18 protein-coding genes are annotated in these 23,363 nt (G+C 68.2%); 10 read left to right on the top strand and 8 right to left on the bottom strand.

The genetic code is table 11. The annotated features are described in order from the left end of the window. Positions 1–658: 658 nt before the first annotated feature. On the top strand, positions 659–949 hold the full coding sequence (locus P3G67_RS30115; protein WP_276096319.1) for a CPCC family cysteine-rich protein: 291 nt from the start codon (positions 659–661) through the stop codon (positions 947–949). Between the two features lie 479 nt (positions 950–1,428). Here the strand turns inward: P3G67_RS30115 and P3G67_RS30120 are convergent, their stop codons facing one another. The 5 genes from P3G67_RS30120 to P3G67_RS30140 form a co-directional block, all read right to left on the bottom strand. Continuing rightward, complete coding sequence (locus P3G67_RS30120) at positions 1,429–1,953, bottom strand: hypothetical protein (protein WP_276096320.1); 525 nt, start codon at positions 1,951–1,953, stop codon at positions 1,429–1,431. Positions 1,954–2,079: 126 nt separating this feature from the next. Next, complete coding sequence (locus tag P3G67_RS30125; RefSeq protein WP_276096321.1) at positions 2,080–2,490, bottom strand: hypothetical protein; 411 nt, start codon at positions 2,488–2,490, stop codon at positions 2,080–2,082. A gap of 1,389 nt (positions 2,491–3,879) precedes the next feature. Continuing rightward, positions 3,880–4,200, bottom strand: a complete 321-nt coding sequence (locus P3G67_RS30130) for a hypothetical protein (RefSeq protein ID WP_276096322.1) — start codon at positions 4,198–4,200, stop codon at positions 3,880–3,882. A 24-nt stretch (positions 4,201–4,224) separates the two neighbouring features. Then, positions 4,225–4,521: a hypothetical protein gene (locus P3G67_RS30135; RefSeq protein ID WP_276096323.1), complete on the bottom strand. Its 297-nt coding sequence runs from the start codon at positions 4,519–4,521 to the stop codon at positions 4,225–4,227. Then, entirely contained in the window at positions 4,511–4,909 is a 399-nt protein-coding gene (locus P3G67_RS30140; protein ID WP_276096324.1) for a hypothetical protein, read from the bottom strand. Before P3G67_RS30140 ends, P3G67_RS30135 begins: the two co-directional genes overlap by 11 nt. Before the next feature lie 529 nt (positions 4,910–5,438). On the opposite strand from P3G67_RS30140, the gene P3G67_RS30145 reads away from it, so the two are divergent. Both P3G67_RS30145 and P3G67_RS30150 read left to right on the top strand, forming a co-directional pair. After that, positions 5,439–6,680: a hypothetical protein gene (locus tag P3G67_RS30145; protein ID WP_276096391.1), complete on the top strand. Its 1,242-nt coding sequence runs from the start codon at positions 5,439–5,441 to the stop codon at positions 6,678–6,680. A gap of 52 nt (positions 6,681–6,732) precedes the next feature. Beyond that, on the top strand, positions 6,733–7,458 hold the full coding sequence (locus P3G67_RS30150) for a hypothetical protein (protein WP_276096325.1): 726 nt from the start codon (positions 6,733–6,735) through the stop codon (positions 7,456–7,458). Between the two features lie 58 nt (positions 7,459–7,516). Here P3G67_RS30150 and P3G67_RS30155 read toward each other — a convergent pair whose 3' ends face one another. Next, positions 7,517–8,443 (bottom strand): aminoglycoside phosphotransferase family protein, encoded by a 927-nt coding sequence (locus P3G67_RS30155; RefSeq protein WP_276096326.1) that lies wholly within the window; start codon positions 8,441–8,443, stop codon positions 7,517–7,519. Between the two features lie 487 nt (positions 8,444–8,930). On the opposite strand from P3G67_RS30155, the gene recQ reads away from it, so the two are divergent. The 3 genes from recQ to pgi all read left to right on the top strand — a co-directional run bounded on the left by recQ (position 8,931) and on the right by pgi (position 15,138). Continuing rightward, entirely contained in the window at positions 8,931–10,838 is a 1,908-nt protein-coding gene (gene recQ, locus P3G67_RS30160) for a DNA helicase RecQ (protein ID WP_276096392.1), read from the top strand. Between the two features lie 128 nt (positions 10,839–10,966). Beyond that, the gene (locus P3G67_RS30165; protein WP_276096327.1) at positions 10,967–13,255 is read left to right on the top strand and encodes a heavy metal translocating P-type ATPase; all 2,289 of its coding nucleotides are present in this window, start codon (positions 10,967–10,969) and stop codon (positions 13,253–13,255) included. A 224-nt stretch (positions 13,256–13,479) separates the two neighbouring features. After that, positions 13,480–15,138 carry a glucose-6-phosphate isomerase gene (gene pgi / locus P3G67_RS30170; protein ID WP_276096328.1) on the top strand — a complete coding sequence of 553 codons (1,659 nt, stop codon included), beginning with the start codon at positions 13,480–13,482 and terminating at the stop codon, positions 15,136–15,138. A 114-nt stretch (positions 15,139–15,252) separates the two neighbouring features. Here pgi and P3G67_RS30175 read toward each other — a convergent pair whose 3' ends face one another. Next, complete coding sequence (locus P3G67_RS30175) at positions 15,253–17,733, bottom strand: D-alanyl-D-alanine carboxypeptidase family protein (protein ID WP_276096329.1); 2,481 nt, start codon at positions 17,731–17,733, stop codon at positions 15,253–15,255. A gap of 283 nt (positions 17,734–18,016) precedes the next feature. Between P3G67_RS30175 and P3G67_RS30180 the strand changes: the two genes are divergently transcribed. From P3G67_RS30180 to P3G67_RS30195, 4 genes are all read left to right on the top strand, one after another. Then, on the top strand, positions 18,017–18,721 hold the full coding sequence (locus P3G67_RS30180) for a GOLPH3/VPS74 family protein (RefSeq protein ID WP_269855672.1): 705 nt from the start codon (positions 18,017–18,019) through the stop codon (positions 18,719–18,721). Positions 18,722–19,050: 329 nt separating this feature from the next. Next, positions 19,051–19,908: a helix-turn-helix domain-containing protein gene (locus P3G67_RS30185; RefSeq protein WP_269855671.1), complete on the top strand. Its 858-nt coding sequence runs from the start codon at positions 19,051–19,053 to the stop codon at positions 19,906–19,908. Positions 19,909–20,099: 191 nt separating this feature from the next. Beyond that, positions 20,100–20,318, top strand: coding sequence for a DUF397 domain-containing protein (locus tag P3G67_RS30190; RefSeq protein ID WP_269855670.1), 219 nt, complete (start codon positions 20,100–20,102; stop codon positions 20,316–20,318). Between the two features lie 386 nt (positions 20,319–20,704). Further along, positions 20,705–22,228: a sodium:solute symporter family protein gene (locus tag P3G67_RS30195; protein WP_276096330.1), complete on the top strand. Its 1,524-nt coding sequence runs from the start codon at positions 20,705–20,707 to the stop codon at positions 22,226–22,228. A gap of 30 nt (positions 22,229–22,258) precedes the next feature. Here P3G67_RS30195 and P3G67_RS30200 read toward each other — a convergent pair whose 3' ends face one another. After that, the gene (locus P3G67_RS30200; protein ID WP_276096331.1) at positions 22,259–23,353 is read right to left on the bottom strand and encodes an ADP-ribosylglycohydrolase family protein; all 1,095 of its coding nucleotides are present in this window, start codon (positions 23,351–23,353) and stop codon (positions 22,259–22,261) included. Positions 23,354–23,363 lie beyond the last annotated feature (10 nt).

The following is a 23,363-nucleotide window of genomic DNA, read 5'->3' on the forward strand; positions in this document are numbered from 1 at the left end:
GCCGCTACCTGCCCGAAGGCAGCATGGGCATCTACACCGCCGAGCTCCCTGACAGCGCCCCCGCGCTACCCAACACCACCAACGCGACGGCTACTTGATCGGCTTCACCAACCAGCGGGACACCATCGGTTTTTCGCCCCGGAGGGCTCGAACGGGCAGTTCCTTCACAACTGGCCGATGTGCGGAGCAGCGGTCAGTAACTTACGCACGATGAAGTAGTGGAAGCACGGCCGACATTCGCTCTAGGCCTCCTCCGATGTTGCGTGCGAGGGCAAGGTCCGCGCCCGAGCCGCGGTGCGCATCGCCTCTGCAACCTGATCATCACTAACCGGCTCAGCCTCTCAATCCGGAGCAGCGGGGCCAGCCTTTCGAGGGCTGGAGTCGCCCGATTGCTGGGCCGTCTCTGGGCCGTCCGAGGCCGATCGGCAGTGGCCAACGACGACCAGTCAGAGTCGGCCGAGCGGCGTCGTGACCAGCGAAAACGCAGGCCACCAAGATCCCGGACAAGACCCAGGGCAAGAAGACATCTCCCGACTCGGTGACTTCATCGACGTCACCGCAGAGCTTCCCAAGCTGAGGGCGCGTGCCATGCCTACACGCATCGCCACGTTCTGGATACCGGGCGCGCTCAAGGGGTACGGCAAGGCAAGATGCCCTCGTGGTTACTCCGTTCTTCAACGTCCACGGCAAGGCCGAGAACGGCCCGTACCGCTGTGCCTGCTGCGGCTTCGTGACGCTGGCCGAGCGCGGCAACTACGAGATCTGTCCCGTGTGCTTCTGGGAGGACGACGGGCAGGACGATCACGATGCTGATCAGGTTCGAGGCGGCCCGAACGGCCGACTGAGCCTGACGGAGGCCCGGCGGAACTTCCATGCCATGGGAGCCTGTGACGAGCGGTGTACCCAGTTCGTACGCGACCCTCTGGAGGACGAGCACCCTACTGTCTGACATCACCAGCTGACATCAACGCCGACGGACGACGGCGGATCGCTGCGGTGAAAGCTGGACCAGCAACAGGCCCCGGAGCACGAGTCGTAGCAGTTCCCACGATCCTGGGATCGAACTCCTAAAGCGGTGGTCGATCACCGTTCGTACCTCACCGGCGTCGTAGCCGCGCGTCAAACTGGCAGAGTGGCTGAGGACGGTGGTCGGTACCACGAGGCATACGCGCGCCTGATCGGTTGTCGCACCCGCCGTCGTGGCTGACTGTCGTCGGCTGAGGTCGAAGCTGGTGGCACGCGTGGCAAGTTGCCCGATGGCCAGCGCGGCGTCGTGAGACGTCACGCACCAGATACGCACCAGAACAGGCGGAGAATCACGGTCACCACCGGTCAGGAAGGCCCCACCAGCACCCTCACCCGAACCTCCATCCGCGCAGTCAGCAACCTACGACCCTCTCCCCACCCGGTGATTCCCAAGCTCATGGCTCACTTGGGCGGCTGACTGCCATACCTGTGGAGCAGTTCAGCAGCGGCCTGAAGCATGTCCCGTTCGATGGCTGCGCGTTCGTCCGGCCAGTCTTCCCAAGTGCTCCAGAGCCCCGTGAACTGATCCACAAGGCCCGTCACTGTGTCTGTCCGCTCCAGGTGGCAGGCGCACCAGTAGATCTCGTTGCTGGCGTTGTAGGGCCTGAGTGTCCCTGCGACCATGGCTCGGGCGGCCCAGAGCATGCGCTGGCGCCACGCCTCTTCGGTGTCCGGTACGGGCGACCCCAGCTCTTCCATGGCCTGCGCGAAGAGAGCACGGATGTCGGCCGGGTGATCGCGCCGAGACAGCCCGGCGAGCTCTCGCAGGCCTGGGGTGTCCAGGCCGTCCTCCAAGGACTCTGCTGCGATCGTCGGCAGCTCCTCAACGGGCTGCTCTCCAAGAGCCAACATCACAGCCACCCGGCGTAGACGGTCCACGCTGGCACCGTAGTCCTCCGACCGACCCGACAACAGCAGGAAGATCACCGTCTCCCGCGTCCTGACGGTGGACTATTCGTGGACCGGGACCCAGCCGAAGGTGGCGCACGACGCCGTGACCTGCGGGAACCCTAAACAGTGAAGGGGCCTCCGGAACCGTGTGCCTATGGTCGGCTACCCGACACGGCGCTTCAATGCCTTTACCCGAGCAAGCTGATCATCGGCCACGGCCTGGTCGAATTCGTCAAGCTTCTTCTTGATCCTGGCCTTGGCTGCCTCAGAGCTGTGTGAGCTAGTGACAGATTTCTCCAAAACCTTGCGGTACTGGTGCACCTGCCAGCGCTCGTAGTACCAAGTTGCTTGGAACTTGATAGCTTGCACCAGAGCTCCGGTGACGACTGAAACAGTCGGAGCGGCGAGGGTTAAGACGATACCCCAGCCAGTGTGCGGCCCAATTTCTTGCGCGACGGCAACCATGAGAGTACCGCTGCTCGCGCCTCCAACGACCGAGCCCCTCGAAACGGCGTGGCGGTGGCGAGGTTCAACCTCCGCAGTTTCTGGCGCACTTTCGTCAAGCGTCGCCACGGGATGCCTCCCGGTCTGTCCCCGAATCCTTAACGGATGGCTCATCAGAGGCAATTAAATGTTGCAGCCGATCGACGACGGCCGCACGAGATTCGGCCGTTGATAGATCGGAAGCTGAAATGACTTCGAACATGATATTGCGAGCTCGACGTTCTCCGGCCCAGCGCCGGAGATAGCGCAACAGTTCTTCCTCTGCCTCGTCGAGCTCCGCTGGGCTCGGCGCAGGCCCGGGCTCTTGCAGCCTCCGACGCTCAGTAACCTTCCGCAAGAGCTGGTAAGACTCGTCGACCGCTTCGTTCGCGATGCGCTTCTGGGTTGCGCGAACTCCCCTGGTTACCGCGGTGAGGAGCGAGACAGCGAGCCCACCTCCCGCCGCGCTTGCCACGAGGAGCCACACACTCGGATCAGCCACGGGGCCAGAGTAGCTGTGATGGCGCCTGCTGGCAGCATGTTGGATCGACCTGCGGCGACCGTCTGATAGACGAACAGGCAGTCGTGCGGCGGGCCAGGTCGGGACTTTGGGGTTGCCGCCCGCTTGAAGAGTGCTCGTTGCCAGCCCCGACCCCGCGAGCGCTGAGACCACTGCGTGGACGACTTGAAGGCCAAGCGCCCACGGCGCCGGACGTGCCAGATTCGTGCCAGAACAGGCGGTCAGTCACGGTCAATGACCGTGTCTCGCGGCCCAGACATCGCGTGCCGGCCACCTGGTTCGGCGTGGACGGTGACCAGGGAAGACGCCCCACAGTCGACCACCAGGTTTGTAAGGCGGGGGGGGCCGGTTCGATGAGAGGGACCCCGGTGAGGGACATCGACCCTTCGGGTCGATACCGGCAGTGCCGCGCCTGGCTGGCACCCGCGCTGTGACACCACCGTCGTTCGGTGCGGCACTGTACCCGCGCTGTGACGCTGCCGTTTGGCGCTTCGCGCCGCGCGGAGATGAAGCGGGGGCTCCTCCGGACCCCGCCCCCGCTTACTGGGCCCCGTGGTTGCTGACCGCTTCGATGCTGCAGGCCATGACGGGCCGCCGCCCTGACGAGCGGAGGCCGAGGGCTGACATCTACAGCTGACATCAACGAGCGCGAACGTCGGCGCATCCCGACAGTTCAGCCCGGACCCGCCAACGCCAGCCGAGCACCAGCGCACAGGGCAGGAGCGCCCACCGGATCGAACTTGTAAAGCGGTGGCCAGACGCCTCTCTCAACGCTGCGGCGCCTACGCGCCGCAGGTCGGCTCCTGTCGGCCCGCCCGGGCTGCGGCGCTGGGGCGCCGGTCCCGGACGGACCGCAGGGCCGACCATGCGCATGCGGCACGACGAAGGCCCTGCCGGCTTCGCTGCGACGTCAAGTCGCAACGGCAGCACGGCAGGGCCTGAACCAAGCCTGTGACGACTCAAGCCGCCGGTGCGTCCGGAGGCTCAACGGCACTGGACAGTCCAGCGTGCTCCGCCATCTCCGTGGCCAGGCCCGTCGCGAGCATCTTGGCGAAGAGTTCGACCGCCGCAGGGCGGACGGGTCCCAGACAGACAAGGCCGTCGCCGAAGACGCTCACGTCAGCCTTGAGCCCCAGGAAGTCTGACCCCAACCCTGCGGCCCGAAGTTGCTCGGCCAGCGCCTCGGTTCCCCGTTTCGCGTCCGCCCAGCCCCGCACATACGGCTTCGCTGGCTCCAAGTTCTCTGCGCGCTTGGCGATCACCCGTCGCGGGTCAGTCATGTCTGTCACCCCTCGTACCTCTGATCAGTCCGTCTTGCGGCCACACGGGCCGTCTACGCTCTGCGCATCGTGGGTGCACAACAACGCTCGCCGCAGCAGTTCCGCCAGGCGCTCCGCCGTGTCCGGTGCCACCCGACCAAGTTCGATCAGCCCTTGGCCAAACGCGTTCAACTCAGCGCGCAGATAGGGGAAGTCCCGCTCCAACCCGGCTGCCGTAAGAACGTCCCGCAGCGCTGTCGTGGCGTTCCGTGCGGCATACCACTCGTCGGTTTCGATCGGCGACCACCGGGCCGCGTCGTCATGGCCCCCTTCAGCCCGCATGCTCCGATGCCCCCTCCCACTCCTCTGCCCACGCGGCCTCAGCACTGGGGTACTTCTCGCCGTACCGGTCGGCCCGCTCGATCAGCGCGGTAGCTGCGACCAACATGACCGCCAGGGACGCGGTGCGGAGGGGCGACGCCTCCGGCCGTCGGACAGGGGCCCGCAACCACTGGTACCGGTCCTCCGACAACGGCATCGGCCCCGGAACGACGATGAAGGAGCCCTCATCGAGGTACCGATACTCCGGAGGGTCTTCGGCTTCTCTCTCCACGAACCGTGCGAAGCGCGCACGCGAGCGGGAAGGCAGAAAGAAGCCCAACTGCTTCGAGCCACGGTCGATCACGACCGGACCGAGCGGCATCTCCCGTCGATCCAACTGGTCGAACACTCCATCCCTACGCGTTGGTTGATCACCACCACGTCGAAGAGGCGCCCCGTTGGCAAGGTGCAGGGCCGCCGCGGATCGTCGGCCCAATGTGCCCGGCAAACCTCAGGATCATCGGCGACAGCCGACAACCAGTGCATGCCCCTTCGCGTCATCCTCTGCACGTCGTTCCACCTCAGTCAGCCCTGGCCGACGACCCATCAGCCGCCGTATTTCCAGGCTCGCGGAAGCCCCGCTGAGCTGGGCAGATGACGAGAGGTGACGGGGGATGACGAGCAACGCCATACCGCGTCATCCCCCGTCTGTACACGCCGCCCCACCAGCGCTTTAATTCCGTACATTCAGGGGGAAGGAACGGGCATCCAGAACAGTCCCCAGCATGCGGGAGGTGATCACCACGGATTCAGTTCGGCCGTTCGGCACTCTCTTACGCGAAGCCCGTGACAGCCGAGGTTGGAAGCAGCCCCGTCTCATCAAGGAGCTGCGCACCGTTGCGGCTCGCCACGGCGAGGCCCTTCCCAGCGACGCCAGCGTGAAGCGCCGGATCGCCAGTTGGGAGAACGGCCACAGCCTGCCGGACGAGTTCTACGGTCCGCTGGTGTGCGAAGCACTCGGCATGAGCGCCGCCGAGTTAGGGCTGAACCACCTCACGGGCCGGGACGCTGCTCTGCTGGACGCGAGTTATCCGGCAAGCCCGGAAGCAGCCATCAGTACCGTCGACAAGCTGTGGCGCGCGGACTTAAACGGATACGAGCCCCTACTCCTGGCCGAACCGTCCGAGCCCGCCTGGAATGAAGCATCTCTTCGCTGGCTGGTCGCCCCACAGCCGTCGTTCCCCACCACCCAGAAGCCGGATGGCGTGCGCGTCGGACTCGGCGACGTAGACGCGATCACAGCCACCAGCGACATGTTCGCGTATCTCGACGACCGCTTCGGCGGAGACCACGCTCGCCAGTCCGTGATTCAGTACCTCAGTCGGGACGTTGCTCCGATGCTCCACGGCCAGTACACCGAAGCCGTCGGTCGGGCACTCTTTTCCACCGTTGCGCGATCAACGCTCCTGGCCGGTTGGATGTCGTACGACTCCTGCCACCACGGACTTGCCCAGCGGTACTTCCTCCAGGCGCTCCGTCTCGCCCAGGACGGCAACGACCGCCGTTTGGCAGGGAGCATCCTCTCCGCGATGAGCCACCAGGCCACGTTCCTGGGGAAGTACACGGAGGCCGCCACCCTTGCCCGTGCCGCCCTGATGGGGATCTCCGCCGTCGCCACGCCAACTCTGAAAGCCCAGTTCTACGCCATGGAGGCACGCGCCCTGGCACGGACTGGCGATGTCAGCGAATGCGAACGCGCCCTGGCCAACGCGACACGGGAGTTGGAGCGCGGGAGCGGGGACGACGAGCCCGAGTGGATCGCGTACTTTGACCAGGCCGAGCTTGCCGCCGAGGCCGCGCACTGCTTCCGCGATGTGAAGCATGCCCGCCAGGCCGTCGCCCACGCCGAGAACGCCATGAGCGGAAGTCACGTCCGCAGCGACTTCTTCGCCACCATGGTCTTGGCCGACGCACACCTACAGGCGGGCGAACCCGAGGAAGCATGCCGAGTCGCCCTAGACGCGCTGGATCTCGGCGAACAGCTCAAATCCGCCCGCTGCGTCGCCTACCTTGCAGAGTTTCGACAGCATCTCGCCAGGATTGGCGAAACGCCAATAGTCCGGGACTTCTACGAGCAGGCAGCAGACAACCGGCTGTGGATGGCGACCGACGTCCGCTGAAGCAATCCAACGTACGGGTAACGGAAGTTGGGCGGTGCGCTAGCCTCCTCGAATGCCATCCAGACGTCATGCCTTCATGCCCAGAGCGGCTGCCATAACCACCGGCCTCGCCCTACTGGTCGTCGCTCTCGGCATCTACAGTGTCGCCAGCAGCGCCCAAACTGCCCCACTGTCCTTCAGCTACCGGTCGATGGGCAAAGATGGGTATATCAACCAGGTGCTCACGATCACCAATCACAAGTCAGTGAACTTTGCACCAGATCTCGCCGTTACCCCAGAAGACAGTCTTGGGCAAGTACTGCCCGATCTCCGAGTCACTACGGCTTTCGGTAGTGATCGCGGCAATCTCGTCGTGCCGCCGAACGGAACGAGCTTCGACATCCTGGCCTTCCACGGAAGTGCATCCGCGAAGGTCAGGAAGGTGAAAGTGCAGATCAAAGCACTCAATCAGGTTGATTCCCCAGCAGGACCTGAAACCGTAGCGACCCAAGCCGCTGACGCGAACGGACAGCCGGTGAACAAGTTCGCCGACTTCGACCAGGTCTTCCTGATGAACCCGAACAAAACGCCCGTGACTGTCCGTATCGCTTACCTTGTTTACGACCAGCCGCCGTCCAACGTTCCACAGCAAACCATTTCTGTCACTCCCATCGGCGGCCTGATCGAAGTTCCGGCCCAAGGCTCTACCGTGGTGCACGTGTTCGGGGCCGCCAAAGCCGCAGTACACAAGTACTCGAATGGTCCGGCAGTGAGTCTCAAGGCATACCTCTCACGCTGACCTGTGCTGTCCGAAGGCCACTTGGGACCACAACACGATCAGCCCGCAAAGTTGTGACCTAGAACGGTTGCCAGTCCCGCCGACTGCCACCCGTCTTCAGAGCATGGACCCGTCGGGCAAATTCCTTGGCTGACTTACCGCTAGTGGCTACCTGCTGCCCCATCCACAAGACCATCATCAACTCGCGCACGTCAGCCAGGACCGAGTAACCGGGCCAGTTCATCACGTCGAACCCGTAGTGGTGGACGAACCCCTCGTACTCGCTCCTGGTGTGCCAGCCGTACCGGTCGTAGAACATGGCAGTCTGGATGAGGTCCCACTCCCGCGGCGCGAGCGTGAAGCCGTCGAGGTCAATCAGGATGGCCTGGCCGTTGCGGGCGCGCAGGATGTTCCCGATGCTGGCATCGCCGTGAATCAGACCGAAGGGCAGCACGAAATCCAGTCGGGCGTACTCCTTGGCGAGCCTTCCGGCCCTGTCTTCCAGGAAATTCTGATCGTCCTCCGAGACGCCGTCGAGGCCCTGGAACGAGGCCTCTACCTTTGCGAAGGGATCGAAGTACGGGAGCCCCAACGACTGTGGCTCCTCCAGCCAATGCAACCGCCGTAGTAGGTCTGCCAGTTCCGTCACAGTGGCGTACTCTTCGCGATCCTGCGCGCTCTCCCAGAAGGTGACCACCCGGCCGTCGACGCTCGTGGGTTGCTGCACCCCTGCGAGTACCCGAGTCGCCGGGAAGTCCACCGACTCCAGCCACCGGGCGACACGGACCGCCCGCTCCATCTCCTCCAGGCTGTCCGGGTCCCGTGCGATCCGGACGATCACCGGAGAGGTCTTCAACTGATACACGGCGTTGGAGCCGAGCCTCAGCAACTCGGCACCGGATGCGTCCAATCCGGCCGCGTCACACGCCTCACGGAGCACCTGCTCCGCATGCCTCGCCGTGAACTCCCCTGCCCCGCCCCGCGTTCCGTCCGCGTCCGAGATCATGCGAACGACCGTACCCGGCCGTGCCAGATCCGTGCCAGATGGGAGAGTCACCGGCGGTCCATCACGGATCAGCGCGGCTACTCACTCGCCCGACGCGGCAGCCTGGCCCAGCCCCAGGTCAGGACCGTGATCACCCGGAGGCCCTCCTAAAGCGGGTGTCGCAGGTTCGAATCCTGCTGGGGGCACCGCGCGCCGCGTCTGCGGCGGTACGGTGAAGGCCCAGGTCAACCGGTGATCAACCGGCTGCCTGGGCCTTCTCGCCGCGCGCGCCGGATCGTGGCGGCGCGGTCCGCATCCGGTTCCTCGGAGCCGCCTGCGAGGAACCGGGCTGGCAGCCCGGTCCACAGCGGCTCGCGGTCGGCCGGTGGAGATCCCAAGTTGTCCACAGGCCGCCTCGTGCGCTGCGTGATTCTCCTAGCATGGCCGGATGACTCCCCTGGAAAACGGTCCCGTAGCCGCTGTCGCCGACGTTGAGCCCGACGTGCCCATGGACGATGGGCTGCGGGTGCTGCGGCGGGTGTTCGGGTACGACGCGTTCCGCGGGGAGCAGCGGGAGATCATCGAGCATGTGGTCGGCGGGGGCGACGCGCTCGTGCTGATGCCGACCGGTGGCGGCAAGTCGTTGTGCTACCAGATCCCCGCTCTGGTGCGGCCCGGCGTGGGCGTGGTGATCTCACCGCTGATCGCGTTGATGCAGGACCAGGTGGACGCGCTGCGGGCGCTGGGGGTGCGGGCCGGGTTCCTCAACTCCACACAGGACTTCGACGAGCGGCGGATGGTCGAAGCGGAGTTCGCCTCCGGCGAGTTGGACCTGCTCTACCTGGCGCCGGAGCGGTTGCAGAGCGAGGCGACCGTGAGCCTGCTCGACCGTGGTGAGATCTCGCTGTTCGCGATCGACGAGGCGCACTGCGTCGCCTCCTGGGGGCATGACTTCCGCCCGGACTACCTGGCGCTGTCCGCGCTGCACGAACGCTGGCCCAAGGTGCCGCGCATCGCGCTGACCGCGACGGCCACCAAGGCGACGCACGCCGAGATCGCCACCCGGCTGAAGCTGGAGGACGCCCGGCACTTCGTGGCGAGCTTCGACCGGCCGAACATCCAGTACCGCATCGTGCCCAAGAACGACCCGAAGAAGCAGCTGCTGGACCTGCTGCGCACCGAGCACTCCGGGGACGCGGGCATCGTCTACTGCCTCTCGCGTGCCTCCGTGGAGAAGACCGCCGAGTTCCTGGTGCGCAACGGCGTCGAGGCGCTGCCGTACCACGCGGGGCTTGACGCGCGGACCCGTGCCGACAACCAGGCGCGCTTCCTGCGCGAGGACGGTCTGGTGGTGGTCGCCACGATCGCGTTCGGCATGGGGATCGACAAGCCGGACGTGCGGTTCGTCGCCCATCTCGATCTGCCCAAGTCCATCGAGGGCTACTACCAGGAGACCGGTCGGGCGGGGCGCGACGGCCAGCCGTCCACCGCCTGGCTGGCGTACGGGCTCCAAGACGTCGTACAGCAGCGCAAGTTGATCGAGACCTCGGAGGGGGACGACGCGCACCGGCGCCGGCTGGCCGCGCACCTCGACGCCATGCTGGCGCTGTGCGAGACGGTCGACTGCCGCCGGGTGCGGCTGCTGGCGTACTTCGGCCAGCGCGGCGAGCCGTGCGGCAACTGCGACACCTGCCTGTCGCCGCCGGAGTCCTGGGACGGGACGATCGCCGCGCAGAAACTGCTGTCCACCGTGGTCCGACTCAAGCGGGAACGGAACCAGAAGTTCGGGGCAGGCCAGATCGTCGACATCCTGCTGGGCAGGAAGACCGCCAAGGTCATCCAGTTCGACCATGACGCGCTGAGCGTCTTCGGCATCGGCACGGAGCTGCGCGAGGCCGAGTGGCGCGGTGTGGTGCGGCAACTGCTGGCGCAGGACCTGCTCGCCGTCGAGGGCGAGTACGGCACGCTGGTGCTCACCGACGCCAGCGGCGAGGTGCTGCGCGGGCAGCGCGTGGTCATGCTGCGCCGCGAGCCGGAGCGGCCGACGCGTGCCGCCAAGGAACCGAAGGCCGCCAAGGCCGGGCGCAAGGTCCCGGTCGACCTGCCGGAAGCGGCCGTTCCGGTCTTCGAGCTGCTGCGCGCCTGGCGGGCGGCCACCGCGAAGGAGCAGGGCGTACCCGCCTATGTGATCTTCCATGACGCGACCCTCCGGGAGATCGCGACCACCATGCCGAGCACCCTGGACCAGCTCGGCACGGTGAGCGGCGTCGGCGAGAGCAAGCTGGCGAAGTACGGGCAACCGATCCTGGACGTCCTCACCGATCGCCCGCAGGAGGCGGAGGCGGACGACGCCCCCTTCGCCGACGCCGAACCGGACCCGTTCGACTCCGACCCGTTCCCGGACGACACCCACTAGACGCCACCGGGACGACACACCGACCAGCCACCTGAAGGGAGTGACATCTGGGAATACCCCTAGGGGGTATAAGGTTGTGTGGAGCGCAAGGCTCCGCCAGACCGCCAGACCCCCGGGAGTGAGCGTCGATGACCACCCCACCCGCCGCGAACCCGACCACGGCCCCAACCGCCAGCGCGGGCCCCGGCACGTCGGGGGCCGCCGAGGCCGAGCTGGAGATCGGTGGGATGACCTGCGCGTCATGCGCCGCCCGCATTGAGAAGAAGCTCAACCGGATGGACGGCGTCACCGCCACCGTCAACTACGCCACCGAGCGGGCCAAGGTCAGCTACGGTCCCGGCCGCACCGTCGCCGACCTCATCGCCACCGTGGAGGCCACCGGCTACACCGCCGCCCTTCCCGCGCCCCCCGCGGCGGAACCGGACCAGCCCGCATCCGACCAGGCCCCCGACGAGCTGGCCGTACTGCGACAGCGGCTGCTCACCGCCACCGTCCTGGCCGTCCCGGTGATCGCCATGGCGATGGTCCCGGCGCTGCAGTTCCGCAACTGGCAGTGGCTCTCCCTCACCCTCACCGCACCCGTGGTGGCCTACGCCGCCTGGCCGTTCCACCGGGCCGCCTGGACCAACCTGCGGCACGGCGCCGCGACCATGGACACGTTGATCTCGATGGGAACGCTGGCGGCGTTCGGCTGGTCGCTGTGGGCGCTGTTCCTCGGGCACGCCGGAATGCCGGGTATGAAGCACCCCTTCGAGCTGTCGATCTCCCGCACCGACGGCAGCGGAAACATCTATCTGGAGGCCGCGGCCGGGGTCACCGCGTTCATCCTGGCCGGACGGTACTTCGAGGCACGCTCCAAGCGCCGCGCGGGCGCCGCGCTGCGCGCCCTGCTGCACCTGGGCGCGAAGGACGTCGCGGTACTGCGTGGCGACCGTGAAGTGCGCCTGCCCATCGCCGAGTTGGCGGTCGGCGACCGGTTCGTCGTGCGGCCCGGCGAGAAGATCGCCACCGACGGCGTGGTGGCGGACGGAACTTCGGCCGTGGACGCCTCCATGCTCACCGGTGAGTCGGTGCCCGTCGAGGTGGCGCCGGGCGACCCGGTCACCGGCGCCACCGTGAACGCGGGCGGCCGGATCGTGGTCGAGGCCACCCGGATCGGCGCGGACACCCAACTCGCCCGGATGGCAAGGCTGGTCGAGGAGGCGCAGAACGGCAAGGCGGCGGCCCAGCGGCTGGCCGACCGCATCTCGGCGGTCTTCGTGCCCGCCGTCATCACCCTGGCGCTGGCCACCCTCGGCTTCTGGCTGTTCGCCGGTGCGGGTGCCACCGCGGCGTTCACCGCGGCCGTCGCCGTACTGATCATCGCCTGCCCGTGCGCCCTGGGCCTGGCGACGCCGACCGCGCTGATGGTGGGCACCGGACGCGGTGCGCAGCTCGGCATCCTCATCAAGGGGCCGGAAGTCCTGGAAACCACCCGCAAGGTGGACACCATCGTGCTGGACAAGACCGGCACGGTGACCAGCGGCGTGATGGCGCTCACCGACATCGTGACCGCCGACGGCGAGGACGCGGACCGTACGCTGCGGCTCGCGGGCGCTCTGGAGCACGCGGCGGAGCACCCCATCGCCAAGGCCATCGCCCGCGCCGCCGAGGAGCGCACCGGACCACTGCCCACCCCCACCGGGTTCACCGCCGTACCGGGCGTGGGCGTCCGCGGCGTGGTCGACGGGCACACCGTCTCCGTTGGCCGCGCCGACATCCGGCTGCCCGCCGAGCTGCGCGACGCCAAGGAGCGCGCCGAGGCCGCGGGCCGCACCGCCGTCGTCGTCACCCACGACGGCGGACCGCGCGCAGTGCTGGTGGTCGCCGACACCGTCAGGCCCACCAGTGCCGAAGCCGTCCAGCGGCTGCGCGACCTGGGGCTGACACCCGTACTGCTGACCGGGGACAACCAGCGCGCAGCGCGGGCGGTCGCCGCCGAGGTCGGCATCGCCGCGGACCAGGTGATCGCCGAGGTCATGCCGGAGGACAAGGTCGAGGTCGTCAGGCGGCTGCAGCGCGAGGGGCGCAGCGTCGCGATGGTCGGCGACGGTGTCAACGACGCGGCGGCGCTGGCCCAGGCGGACCTGGGACTGGCCATGGGCACCGGTACCGACGCGGCGATCGAGGCCGGTGATCTGACGCTGGTGCGCGGTGACCTCAGGGTCGCGGCGGACGCGATCCGGCTGGCCCGGCGCACCCTCGGCACCATCAAGGCCAACCTCTGCTGGGCCTTCGGCTACAACGTGGCCGCGCTGCCGCTGGCTGCCGCCGGACTGCTCAACCCGATGATCGCGGGCGCCGCGATGGCGTTCTCCTCGGTCTTCGTGGTGGGCAACAGCCTGCGGCTGCGGAACTTCCAGCCGACGAACCGGTGAACGGCCGCGCGCCCCTTTGAGCCAGGCCGCCAACCGGTGAGCGACGCGCCGGTGAACGTCCGGCGGCACGCGGTCGCCGATTGGATCCCGTTGTGCGAAGCGGCAGGTGAGCGGACGTAGGGTGACGAGTGACGGCCTTGAGCGACCAGCCCACCGGCCGTACGACCTCATCGGCCCGCACTACCCCACCGGCCCGGCCCGCCGGTCGACGGCGAGGAGCAACGATGCCCGAGAGCCCAGCAGACCACGCCACCCGGCTGGACCGGCTGCCGCAGTGGGAAGCGCTCGGCAAGCACCGCGAGCAGTTGGGGGAGGTGCATCTGCGCGACCTGTTCGCCGCCGACTCCGAGCGCGGCCAGCGCTACACCCTGACCGTCGGCGATCTGCACATCGACTACTCCAAGCACCTGGTGACCGACGAGACGCTCACCCTGCTGCGCGAGCTGGCAGAGGTGCGCGGGGTGGCCGAGCTGCGGGACGCGATGTTCCGCGGCGAGAAGATCAACGTGACCGAGAACCGCGCGGTACTGCACACCGCGCTGCGCGCACCGCGTGACGTGGTGGTCGAGGTGGACGGCGAGAACGTCGTGCCCAGGGTGCACTCGGTGCTCAACAAGATGACCGTGTTCACCGACAAGATCCGTTCCGGTCACTGGACGGGCCACACCGGCAGGCCCATCAAGAACATCGTCAACATCGGCATCGGCGGGTCCGACCTGGGGCCGGCCATGGCGTACGAGGTGCTCCGCCCTTACACCGCACGTGACCTGACGTTCCGCTTCGTGTCGAACGTGGACGGCGCCGACCTGCACGAGGCGGTACGGGACCTGGATCCGGCCGAGACGCTGTTCATCATCGCCTCGAAGACCTTCACCACCATCGAGACCATCACCAACGCCAAGTCGGCGCGCTCCTGGCTGCTCAACGGCCTCGGCGCCGACGAGAGCGCGGTGGCCAAGCACTTCGTGGCGCTCTCCACCAACGCGGAGAAGGTCGCCGAGTTCGGCATCAACACGGACAACATGTTCGAGTTCTGGGACTGGGTCGGCGGTCGCTACTCGTTCGACTCGGCGATCGGCCTGTCGCTGATGATCGCGATCGGCCCCGACTGCTTCCGCGAGATGCTGGCCGGCTTCCACCTGGTGGACGAGCACTTCCAGTGCGCGCCGATCGAGGAGAACGCCCCGTTCCTGATGGGCCTGTTGGGTGTCTGGTACGGCAACTTCCACGACGCCCAGTCGCATGCCGTGCTCCCCTACAGCCACTACCTGTCGCGCTTCACCGCCTACCTCCAGCAGCTCGACATGGAGTCCAACGGCAAGTCCGTGGACCGGGAGGGCCGCCGGGTCAACTGGCAGACCGGGCCGGTGGTGTGGGGCACGCCGGGCACCAACGGGCAGCACGCCTACTACCAGTTGATCCACCAGGGCACCAAGCTCGTTCCGGCCGACTTCATCGGCTTCGCCCAGCCGATCGCGGAACTCGGCGAGTTGGCCGACCACCACGACCTGCTGATGGCCAACTTCTTCGCCCAGACCCAGGCGCTGGCCTTCGGAAAGACCCCGGAGGAGGTCACCGCCGAGGGTGTGCCCGCCGAACTGGTGCCGCACAAGACGTTCGTGGGCAACCACCCGACCACCACCATCCTGGCCAGGGAACTGACCCCCTCGGTGCTCGGCCAGTTGATCGCGCTCTACGAGCACAAGGTCTTCGTCCAGGGCGCGATCTGGAACATCGACTCCTTCGACCAGTGGGGCGTCGAGCTGGGCAAGGTGCTGGCCAAGCGGATCGAGCCCGCGCTGACCGAGGGCGCCCAGGTGCCCGGTCTTGACTCGTCCACCAGCGCGCTGGTTCGCCAGTACCGCTCGCTGCGCGGTCGCTGACCCCGCAACCGGCGGATATCCACAACCTGTGGAGAACTCCGCCGCGATGAGCCGCGAAACACGAAGCCGCGGTCGCCTCCTGGGCGACCGCGGCTTCGTGCTCCCCGCTCAGCCTCAGCCGAGGCGGGTCAACTTGCTGCCGAAGGACGGTGCGTTGAGGTCCGACCGCAGCGCGACCGGAACCTTCACCTGACCGGGACCGCTGCCCACCGTCAGCGTGCCCACCGTGGCACCCGCCTTCGCCGAGTGCGGTACGCCCGACGAACCGGCGTTCAGCGCGATGTCCACCTTCAACCCGGCCCAGCCGACCGCCTGCACGTCCTGCGTGGCGACCACCGGAGTCCTGCCCCCGAGGCCGTCGTCGACGTAGCCGACCACATCGCCCTTCCTGATCACCTGGTCGGAGGTGAGCGACTGCTGGGCGGTCATGATGAGTTGCCGCCCGGCGGCCAGCACGGTGTCGATGATCGAGGGCTTGTACTGGCCCATCACCGCGCCGATGATCAACTGGGTGGTGCCGCCGACCTGCTTGACCGCCGCGAAGACCAGGTTGCCGCCCGCCTTGGTGCTGGTGCCGGTCTTGATGCCGACGGTGTTGTTGAGCGGAACCAGCCCGTTGTAGTTGCGGTAGGTGTCGCCACTGGCCGCCTTGTACGAGGGCTTGGCCACGATCTCCCGGAACACGTCGTTGGTCATCGCCTGCCGGGCCAGCTTGATCTGGTCGACGGCGGTGCTCACCGTGGTGGCGTCCAGGCCGCTCGGGTCGGTGTACGTGGTGTTGGTCATCCCGAGGTCCTTGGCGGCCGAGTTCATCTTCTTGACGAAATCGGCCTCGGAACCGCCGCCGTCCCAACGCGCCAGCAGCCGGGCGATGTTGTTCGCCGAGGGAAGCATGATCGCTTCCAGCGCCTCGTACTCGCTGATCTTCTGGCCCGCGGTCACCTTGACCACCGACTCGTTCTCCCGGCTGACGTCCGCCGCCGCCTGCTGGTCGATCGGGATCAGCGGCCCGGCCTCACCGTGCCTGAGCGGGTGGTCGCGCAGGATGACATAGGCCGTCATGACCTTGGCGACGCTCGCGGTGGGCACCGGCTTCTGGGGGCCGAACGACCCCATGCCGCCGAGCCCTTCGACCTCCACCGCCGCCTGGCCCTCGGTCGGCCACGGCATGGACGGCGCCGCACCGCCGAACGTGTACGAGGCGGGGCTGGTCAGCGTCAGCTTCGGGCTGGGCAGCGGGCGCACCGCCTGCACCACGCAGAAGATGATCGCGAGCAGCGCGATCAACGGCGTCCAGATCTTCACCCGGCGCACAGTGGAGCGCAGCAGGGTCGGCGGCGGAGGCGGGGTGTTGGTCAGCTCGGCCAGCAGCTTCAACGGTTCACCGGGCGCGGGCGGCAACGGCTGCTGCCTGGTCCGTTCCACGGCTTCCGGTCCGTCGTCCGCCTGCGTCTGGGCGGCCTTGGCCGACGGTGCGCCGGACTTGGCGTCGCCCTGGGCGGGCTGGGCTGACGGCTGCGTCGGGCTGGGCGCCGTCGCGCCGGGCTTGGCCGTGCTCTGGGCGGTCTTGGCCGACGGCTGGGCGGACTTCGCCGGGGCCTCGGCGGAGGATGCCTCGGCGGCCTTCGCGGAGGCGGACGCGGGCTTCTCGGGCGTCGCGGCAGCCGGGGCCGCCGACTTCACGGGCGCGGCCGACGAGGCGGTGGCCCCGGCGGCCGAGGGCTTCGCCGCGGGCGTAGTGGCGGACGGCCCTCCGGACCGGGACTCCGGGCTCTCCTGCTTCGGCTCCCGCCGCGCTTGCGCACCGGATTCCGGTCCGGTCCTGTCGGCGTCCGGCTTGGCGGCCTTCTCCGCCTGGGCGGGCTTCTCCGCCTGGGCGGGCTTCTCCGCCTGGGCGGGCTTCTCCGCCTCCGTAGCGGGCTCGGAGGGCCGAGCCGGGGCGTCAGTGGACGAGGGCTTCGCCGGGGTCTTCTCCGGCGCGGGCTTGTCGTCCGCCGCCTTCTTCGGGCCAGCCGGAGCCGACGCCTTCGCGGAGACGCCCTTCGACTGGCCGGTTTCCTCCTTGCCGTCCCTGGCCGCACCGGACTTGGCGGCAGCGTCCGAACGCGACGCGACCGCGGCGGCGCCGCTGCCGGAACGCTTCTCTTGATCGGCTTCCGCTTCGGGCTCCTCCGAAGACTCCCCTCCGGGCTCGGCGGAGGAGTCGCCGGCCGCCCGGGGCTTCGCGCCCGACGCTGCTGGGGTCGGCACACGGCCGCTGTTGGACGTACCGGAGCGGTGCTCAGCGTCCGGTTCCGCTACGTCATCCGCCGTAGATTCGGTCGACTCACCCGCCGGGCGTTCGCGCCCGGCGCGCTCGGTGACCGCAGTGGCGGAACGGGCCGCGCCGTCACCGGCGGGCACCCGGATCCGCATCGTCATCGTCGGCTCGGGGGCGCCGTCCTGCCCCGTACCCTCGGCCGAGGCGCCGTCAGTTGCGGCGGCCTGCCGCACCGCGACCCTCGGGTCCACCTTGCCCTCTTTTGTCCCCGCACGCTCCGTCGTCTCCCCCGACGACTGCCGCTGCTCCGCCCTGCCGGGGGATTCGCCCGCCACCCAAGCCTCCCGTACACATCAGGCGGGGCGCCTCACCCGGCGCCCCGCTGCCGATATCCAGTGTCCCGGACCAGTGTCCTGCGCGTGCCCGCGCCCTCGTCGCCAGACCCGCCGATCCCCCCGCAACCTGTTGGGAACGGCCGGTCCACGCCACACGACGCCACCGCCACCCCGCTAGACGAGAACGACATACCTACCGGTTCCCGCAGATAAGGCAAAGGCACTCTCGACACATCGGTGTGAGAGGCGTCACCCTGTCATTCATCCACGCGGGGAGGCATGGATGGGCAGGAGCCGCAGAACAATTCCGGAGGAGCTGTTGCTGCTCGCCTTGGACCCGACCACCGGGACCACGGCGCAGCCGCAGTCACTCGACCTTGGTCTGGCCGGAGCGCAGCTAGTGGAGCTGGCGCTGGCGGGACGGATAGCCCCGGACGGGGATCGTATCGCCGTGGTGCATCCGCGGCCGACAGGTGATCCGACCCTGGACACCGCACTGGAACTGCTGCGCCGGCGCGGCAGCCCGGTGCGCGCCGTCCACTGGATCGGCGGGCCCCGGTTGGGGCTGCGTCAGACGTATCTCGCGCACTTGGAGCGGTGCGACATGGTGCATGCCGTGCCGGGCCAGATGTGCGGGGTACTGCCGACGACTCGCTACCAGGCGACCGACAGCGCGGTCAGCCGGGAGATCAGGGCCCGGCTGGACAACGCGATCCGCACCGGCGTACCGCCGGACCCGCGGACCGCGGCACTGGCCTCGCTCGCCCACGCGGTGGGGCTCGGCAAGCATCTCTACCCCGGTAACGAGGGCCGGTCCTCGCGATCGCGCCTACGGGATCTCATCAGGTACGACCCGATAGGCGGCTTGGTGGCGCACGCCGTGATGGACGTGCAGAACGGCGTGGCGGTCCAGCCGCGACGAGCACCCGCCCAGGCCGCACAGGCCCGCACCGCCAGTCGCGGCATGGCCAGGGCAGGAGCCCGCTGACGCCCTCGGGCGACCAGATGGCCCAGCGCGTGGCGCCGTCCGAAACCCACCGGACGAGAACCACGGGCAACAGCACGGCCCGCACCCCCGTCCCCATGACCCGGTACGGGAGCCGCTGAAGCGCGCGGGGTGGTGACCGGTCGAACACCGGTACACCACCTCGCGCGTTTCGCTGGTACCGCACAGCTAATTGCTCCCGTTCTTCTGCGCAGCGTTGACCTCTGGTGGCAGGCTGCTGACCGGCAGTACACCGGTCGTACAAGAGCAGGTACCTGAACTCCTACAAGAGCAGCGGTGCCGGTGCGGTTCACAGTCGGAGGTGCAGTTCCGTGGCGTCCAACGTCAATCCCACTGTCAGGCGACGCAGACTGGGTTCGGAGCTGCGCAAACTTCGCGAGATGAAGGGCATGACGGCCGAGGAGGTCGCCGCCCGGCTCCTGGTGTCGCAGTCGAAGATCAGCCGGTTGGAGAACGGCCGCCGCAGCATCAGCCAGCGTGATGTGCGCGATCTGTGCGGGGTGTACGGCGTTGAGGACCACCGCATCGTGGACTCGCTGATGCAGATGGCCAAGGAGTCACGCCAGCAGGGCTGGTGGCACGCGTTCGGCGACGTCCCGTACAGCGTCTACATCGGGTTGGAGACCGACGCCGTCTCGCTGCGGGTCTACGACTCGTTGATCGTCCCCGGCCTGTTGCAGACCCCGGCGTACGCGCGGTCCGTGATCGAGGGCATGTGGCCGGAGGCCACCGCCGCCGAGGTGGAGAAACGTATCCAGGTGCGGCTCAAGCGGCAGGAACGAATCACCGACCCGGTCAGCCCGGTGCGCTTCTGGGTGGTGCTCGACGAGGCGGCGCTGCGCCGGGTCACCGGCAACGAGCGCATCATGAGCGAGCAGTTGGACCACCTGGTGCAGTGCAGCACCATGCCACACGTCACGTTGCAGGTCCTGCCGTACGGCGTCGGCGCGCATCCGGGAATGTACGGCGAGTTCGCGATCCTGGAGTTCGAGGACGCGTCGGACGCCTCCGTGGTCTACCTGGAGGGTATGACCAGCGATCTGTACCTGGAGAAGCCCACCGACGTACAGGACTACTGCGTGATGTACGAGCATCTGCGGGCACTGGCACTCAACCCTGAGCAGTCACGGCAGTTCATGGCCCGGATCGCCCGCGAATACGTCTCGTAGGCCCCTTGAGCACTCCGATGCCGCTTGCGGCGCCGGAGATTACACCGTTGCCACTGATGACGGAAGAGGTGGATGGAAGATGCCATCCGGTCGAGTGAACGGCGGCTCCAGGTAGTGATGTTGCCGAGTAGCGTCGTCCGCGTCGCCAAGGTCGACAACTCCCCAACCCCCTCGGCTATTTCGGAGCTGACATGAACAACGAGCAGAGCGCGCACGGCATCACGGCGGCGTGGAAGAAGTCCTCGTACTCCGGCGCGCACGGCGCGTGCGTGGAGGTGCGCACCCCCGGGGCGCACGCCGTAGCGGTGCGCGACTCCAAGGACCCGCAGGGGCCTTCGCTGGCCTTCTCCTCGGACTCCTGGGCGACTTTCATCGCCGGCGTGGAGGCGGGCGCGTTCGACCTCGGCTGAGACCCGGCCGAAGCAGCGCCATACCCCTCCCCACAAACACCGCCGCGAGTGCGGCAGTAACACCAGAGTCCTCTCGACTGGTCGCCGTCCTGGCCGAGGGGGCTCGTTGCTGTTCACGGGCCTTGGCTGTTGTGGACCTTCGGTCCCGCGCCTGCGAAGCACCCGTTCATGGTGTCGTCGCGCGTCGAGCCACAACAATGCCAAGAGGAGTCAAGAGGCGGTAAATTCGTTCCCTGATTTGACTGCTGTTCATATCCGTGAACCGCTACCTCTTGACCAGCCACCCGATCGCGGATTGAATCCCCCGCAAGTCCCGCTCCTGCGACGCGCGTTCGTGTTCCTTGTGCACAGCTGTGGTGTTCACAAGACGGACCCCTGGAGGGGGCATGAACGGTTTCGACTGGGCCGTCCTCGTCGGGTACTTCGGCGTGATGGTCGCGATCGGCGTGTGGTCGCACCGGCAGGTGGGCGACGTCAGCGACTTCTTCACCGCGGGGGGCAGGATGCCGTGGTGGCTGTCCGGCATCTCGCACCACATGTCCGGGTACAGCGCCGTGATGTTCACCGGATACGCCGGGATCTCCTACCAGTTGGGCGTCACCTCGTTCTTCACCTGGTCCTTCCCCATCGCCATCGGCGTCCTCATCGGCGCCAGGAGCTTCGCGCCCCGGCTGAACCGGGTGCGGTCGCGACTGAGGGTCGCCTCGCCGCTCGAATTCCTCAAGGTCCGCTACAACGTGCCGACCCAGCAGGCACTGGCCTGGTCCGGGGTGCTGCTGAAGATCGTCGACGTCGGCGCCAAATGGGCGGCGATCGCCACCCTGCTGTCCGTCTTCACCGGGTCCTCCCTCGACCAGGGCATCCTCGTCACCGGTGTGGTGACCTCCGTGTACTGCACGGTGGGCGGGCTGTGGGCGGACGCGCTCACCGAACTGGGGCAGTTCGTCATCCAACTGCTCGCCGGTGTCGCGATGTTCGCGGAGACGCTGGGCAGGATCGGCGGCGTCAGCGGCCTGTGGAACGTGTGGGACCGGCTGCCCGCCGGGCACACCCATCCCACCGCCGGGCCGTACACCGTGACGTTCCTGCTCGCCTACCTGTTCATCAAGACCTTCGAGTACAACGGCGGCATGTGGAACCAGGCCCAGCGCTACATGGCCACCACCAGCGCCCGGGCCGCCACCCGGTCGGCGGCGCTGTCCGGTGCGCTGTGGCTGCTGTGGCCGCTGGTGCTGTTCTTCCCGATGTGGGTGGCGCCGTTACTGGTGCACGCCAGGAAGCCGGACGCGAGCGACGCCTACGCGCTGCTGGCGGAACGGCTGCTGCCGCACGGCCTGTTGGGGCTGGTGGTGGTCGGGTTCTTCTCCCACACCATGGCGATGTGCTCCTCCGACGCCAACGCGATCGCGGCGGTGTGCACCCGCGACATCCTGCCGTCGCTCTCCGGTGCGGTACGCCACTGGTCGGCACGGACCGGGCTGGTCGCGGCGCGGATCGCCACGGTGTCGTTCCTGGCGCTGTCGATGACGGTTGCCACCCAGGTCGACTCACCGACGTTCAAGGACATCATCACGGTGGTCGTCAAATGGGTCGCGGGCCTGGTGGGGCCGATCTCCATACCGCTGCTGATGGGCCTGCTGCGGTGCTGCCGCCGTTCGGGCCCGACGGCGGCGCTGGCCAGCTGGGCGCTCGGCCTGTTCGGCTTCTGGCTGACGAACTTCGGCCTGACCGGGGTGTCGTTGCAGGCGCAGATCGCGACACCGGTGGCCGTGTCACTGGTGTCGTACGTGGTGATCGGCCTGCTACGGCCGGAGCGGACGGCGGAGCGTGACGCGGTGGTCGAGCTGGTCAACGGGAGTGCGGTGAACGCACCGGCTACGGTTCGCCCGGCCACTCGCCCGGCGCCGTAGGGGAGTTCGGGCGGGCGGCCGGGTGCGGCGTCACCCGGAGACCGGGTACCGGCTCAGCCAGGCGCTCGCGCCGGTCAGGGCGGCGCCCTGCGTCATCTGCATGGAGAAGTCGTCGGCCAGTTGGAGGATCGTCTCGCGCCCCTCCAACTCCACCACCCACGCGGGCGGCAGCGCCGTCTCTCCGTGCTGTACGCCGAGCAGGTTGCCGCATATCGAACCGGTGGAGTCGCTGTCGCCGGAGTGGTTGACGGCCAGCAGCAGCCCGTGCCGTACGTCCTCCGCGACCAGCGCGCAGTACACGCCGATGCCCAGCGCCTCCTCGGCGGTCCAGCCCTGGCCGAGCGACTCGACCCGCGCGGCGGACGGCGGCCCCTGACGGGCCGCCTCCAGCGCGCTGCGGAGCGCCTGCGTGGTCTCCTCATGGCCGGAGTGGACGGCCAGTTGCGTCAGGGCCTGCTGTACGGCCTCTTCCAGCGAGTTGCCGTGCGCCAGCGCGTGCACGAGCACCGCGAGCGCACCGGCCGCCAGGTATCCGGTGGGGTGGCCGTGGGTCTGGGCGGCGCACTCCACCGCGAGTTGGCAGACCAGTCCCGGCTCCCAGCCCACCAGCAGGCCGAACGGCGCGGAGCGCATCACCGTGCCGCAGCCCTTGGAGCCGGGGTTCTTGGGCTGGGCCAGCGTGCCCATCCGGTCGTCGCCCAGGCCGGACAGGCAGGCGCGTCCGGGGGCGCGCTGGGAGTACAGCCACTCCTCGCGGGCCAGCCAGCCCGCGTCGGCGTCACGCTCGTCGGGGCCCCAGTCGGCCTGGGTGGCGGCCCACCGAAGGTAGGCGCGGTGCACGTCCGTCGGCGGATGCCAGGTGCCGGTGTCCCGGCGGACGTGGGCGCGGATCAGCCCGTCCACGGTGAACAGGCTCATCTGGGTGTCATCGGTGATCGCACCGCGCCGCCCGTAGGCGGGGACGTAGTCGGTGACACCCGCCTCGCCGTGCTTGGCTCGGATCGCCGCCAGCGAGTCGAACTCGATGCCGGCGCCCAGCGCGTCGCCGATCGCCCCACCGAGCAGGCAGCCTCTCACCCGGCTGCGGAAGTCCTGTTGTTCCGCCCGCCCCCATATTTCGGCCACGCCGCAACTC

This window comes from Streptomyces silvisoli, from assembly GCF_029269905.1.
GTDB lineage: Bacteria > Actinomycetota > Actinomycetes > Streptomycetales > Streptomycetaceae > Streptantibioticus_A > Streptantibioticus_A silvisoli_A.

What these genes read in the sequence shown, in the direction of transcription:
- P3G67_RS30150 (WP_276096325.1), top strand. Translation starts at nt 6,733, where the DNA reads ATGCCATCCAGACGTCATGCCTTCATGCCCAGAGCGGCTGCCATAACC.
- P3G67_RS30130 (WP_276096322.1), bottom strand. Translation starts at nt 4,200, where the DNA reads ATGACTGACCCGCGACGGGTGATCGCCAAGCGCGCAGAGAACTTGGAG.
- P3G67_RS30180 (WP_269855672.1), top strand. Translation starts at nt 18,017, where the DNA reads ATGGGCAGGAGCCGCAGAACAATTCCGGAGGAGCTGTTGCTGCTCGCC.
- P3G67_RS30195 (WP_276096330.1), top strand. Translation starts at nt 20,705, where the DNA reads ATGAACGGTTTCGACTGGGCCGTCCTCGTCGGGTACTTCGGCGTGATG.
- P3G67_RS30165 (WP_276096327.1), top strand. Translation starts at nt 10,967, where the DNA reads ATGACCACCCCACCCGCCGCGAACCCGACCACGGCCCCAACCGCCAGC.
- P3G67_RS30190 (WP_269855670.1), top strand. Translation starts at nt 20,100, where the DNA reads ATGAACAACGAGCAGAGCGCGCACGGCATCACGGCGGCGTGGAAGAAG.
- P3G67_RS30135 (WP_276096323.1), bottom strand. Translation starts at nt 4,521, where the DNA reads ATGCGGGCTGAAGGGGGCCATGACGACGCGGCCCGGTGGTCGCCGATC.
- recQ (WP_276096392.1), top strand. Translation starts at nt 8,931, where the DNA reads ATGGACGATGGGCTGCGGGTGCTGCGGCGGGTGTTCGGGTACGACGCG.
- pgi (WP_276096328.1), top strand. Translation starts at nt 13,480, where the DNA reads ATGCCCGAGAGCCCAGCAGACCACGCCACCCGGCTGGACCGGCTGCCG.
- P3G67_RS30155 (WP_276096326.1), bottom strand. Translation starts at nt 8,443, where the DNA reads ATGATCTCGGACGCGGACGGAACGCGGGGCGGGGCAGGGGAGTTCACG.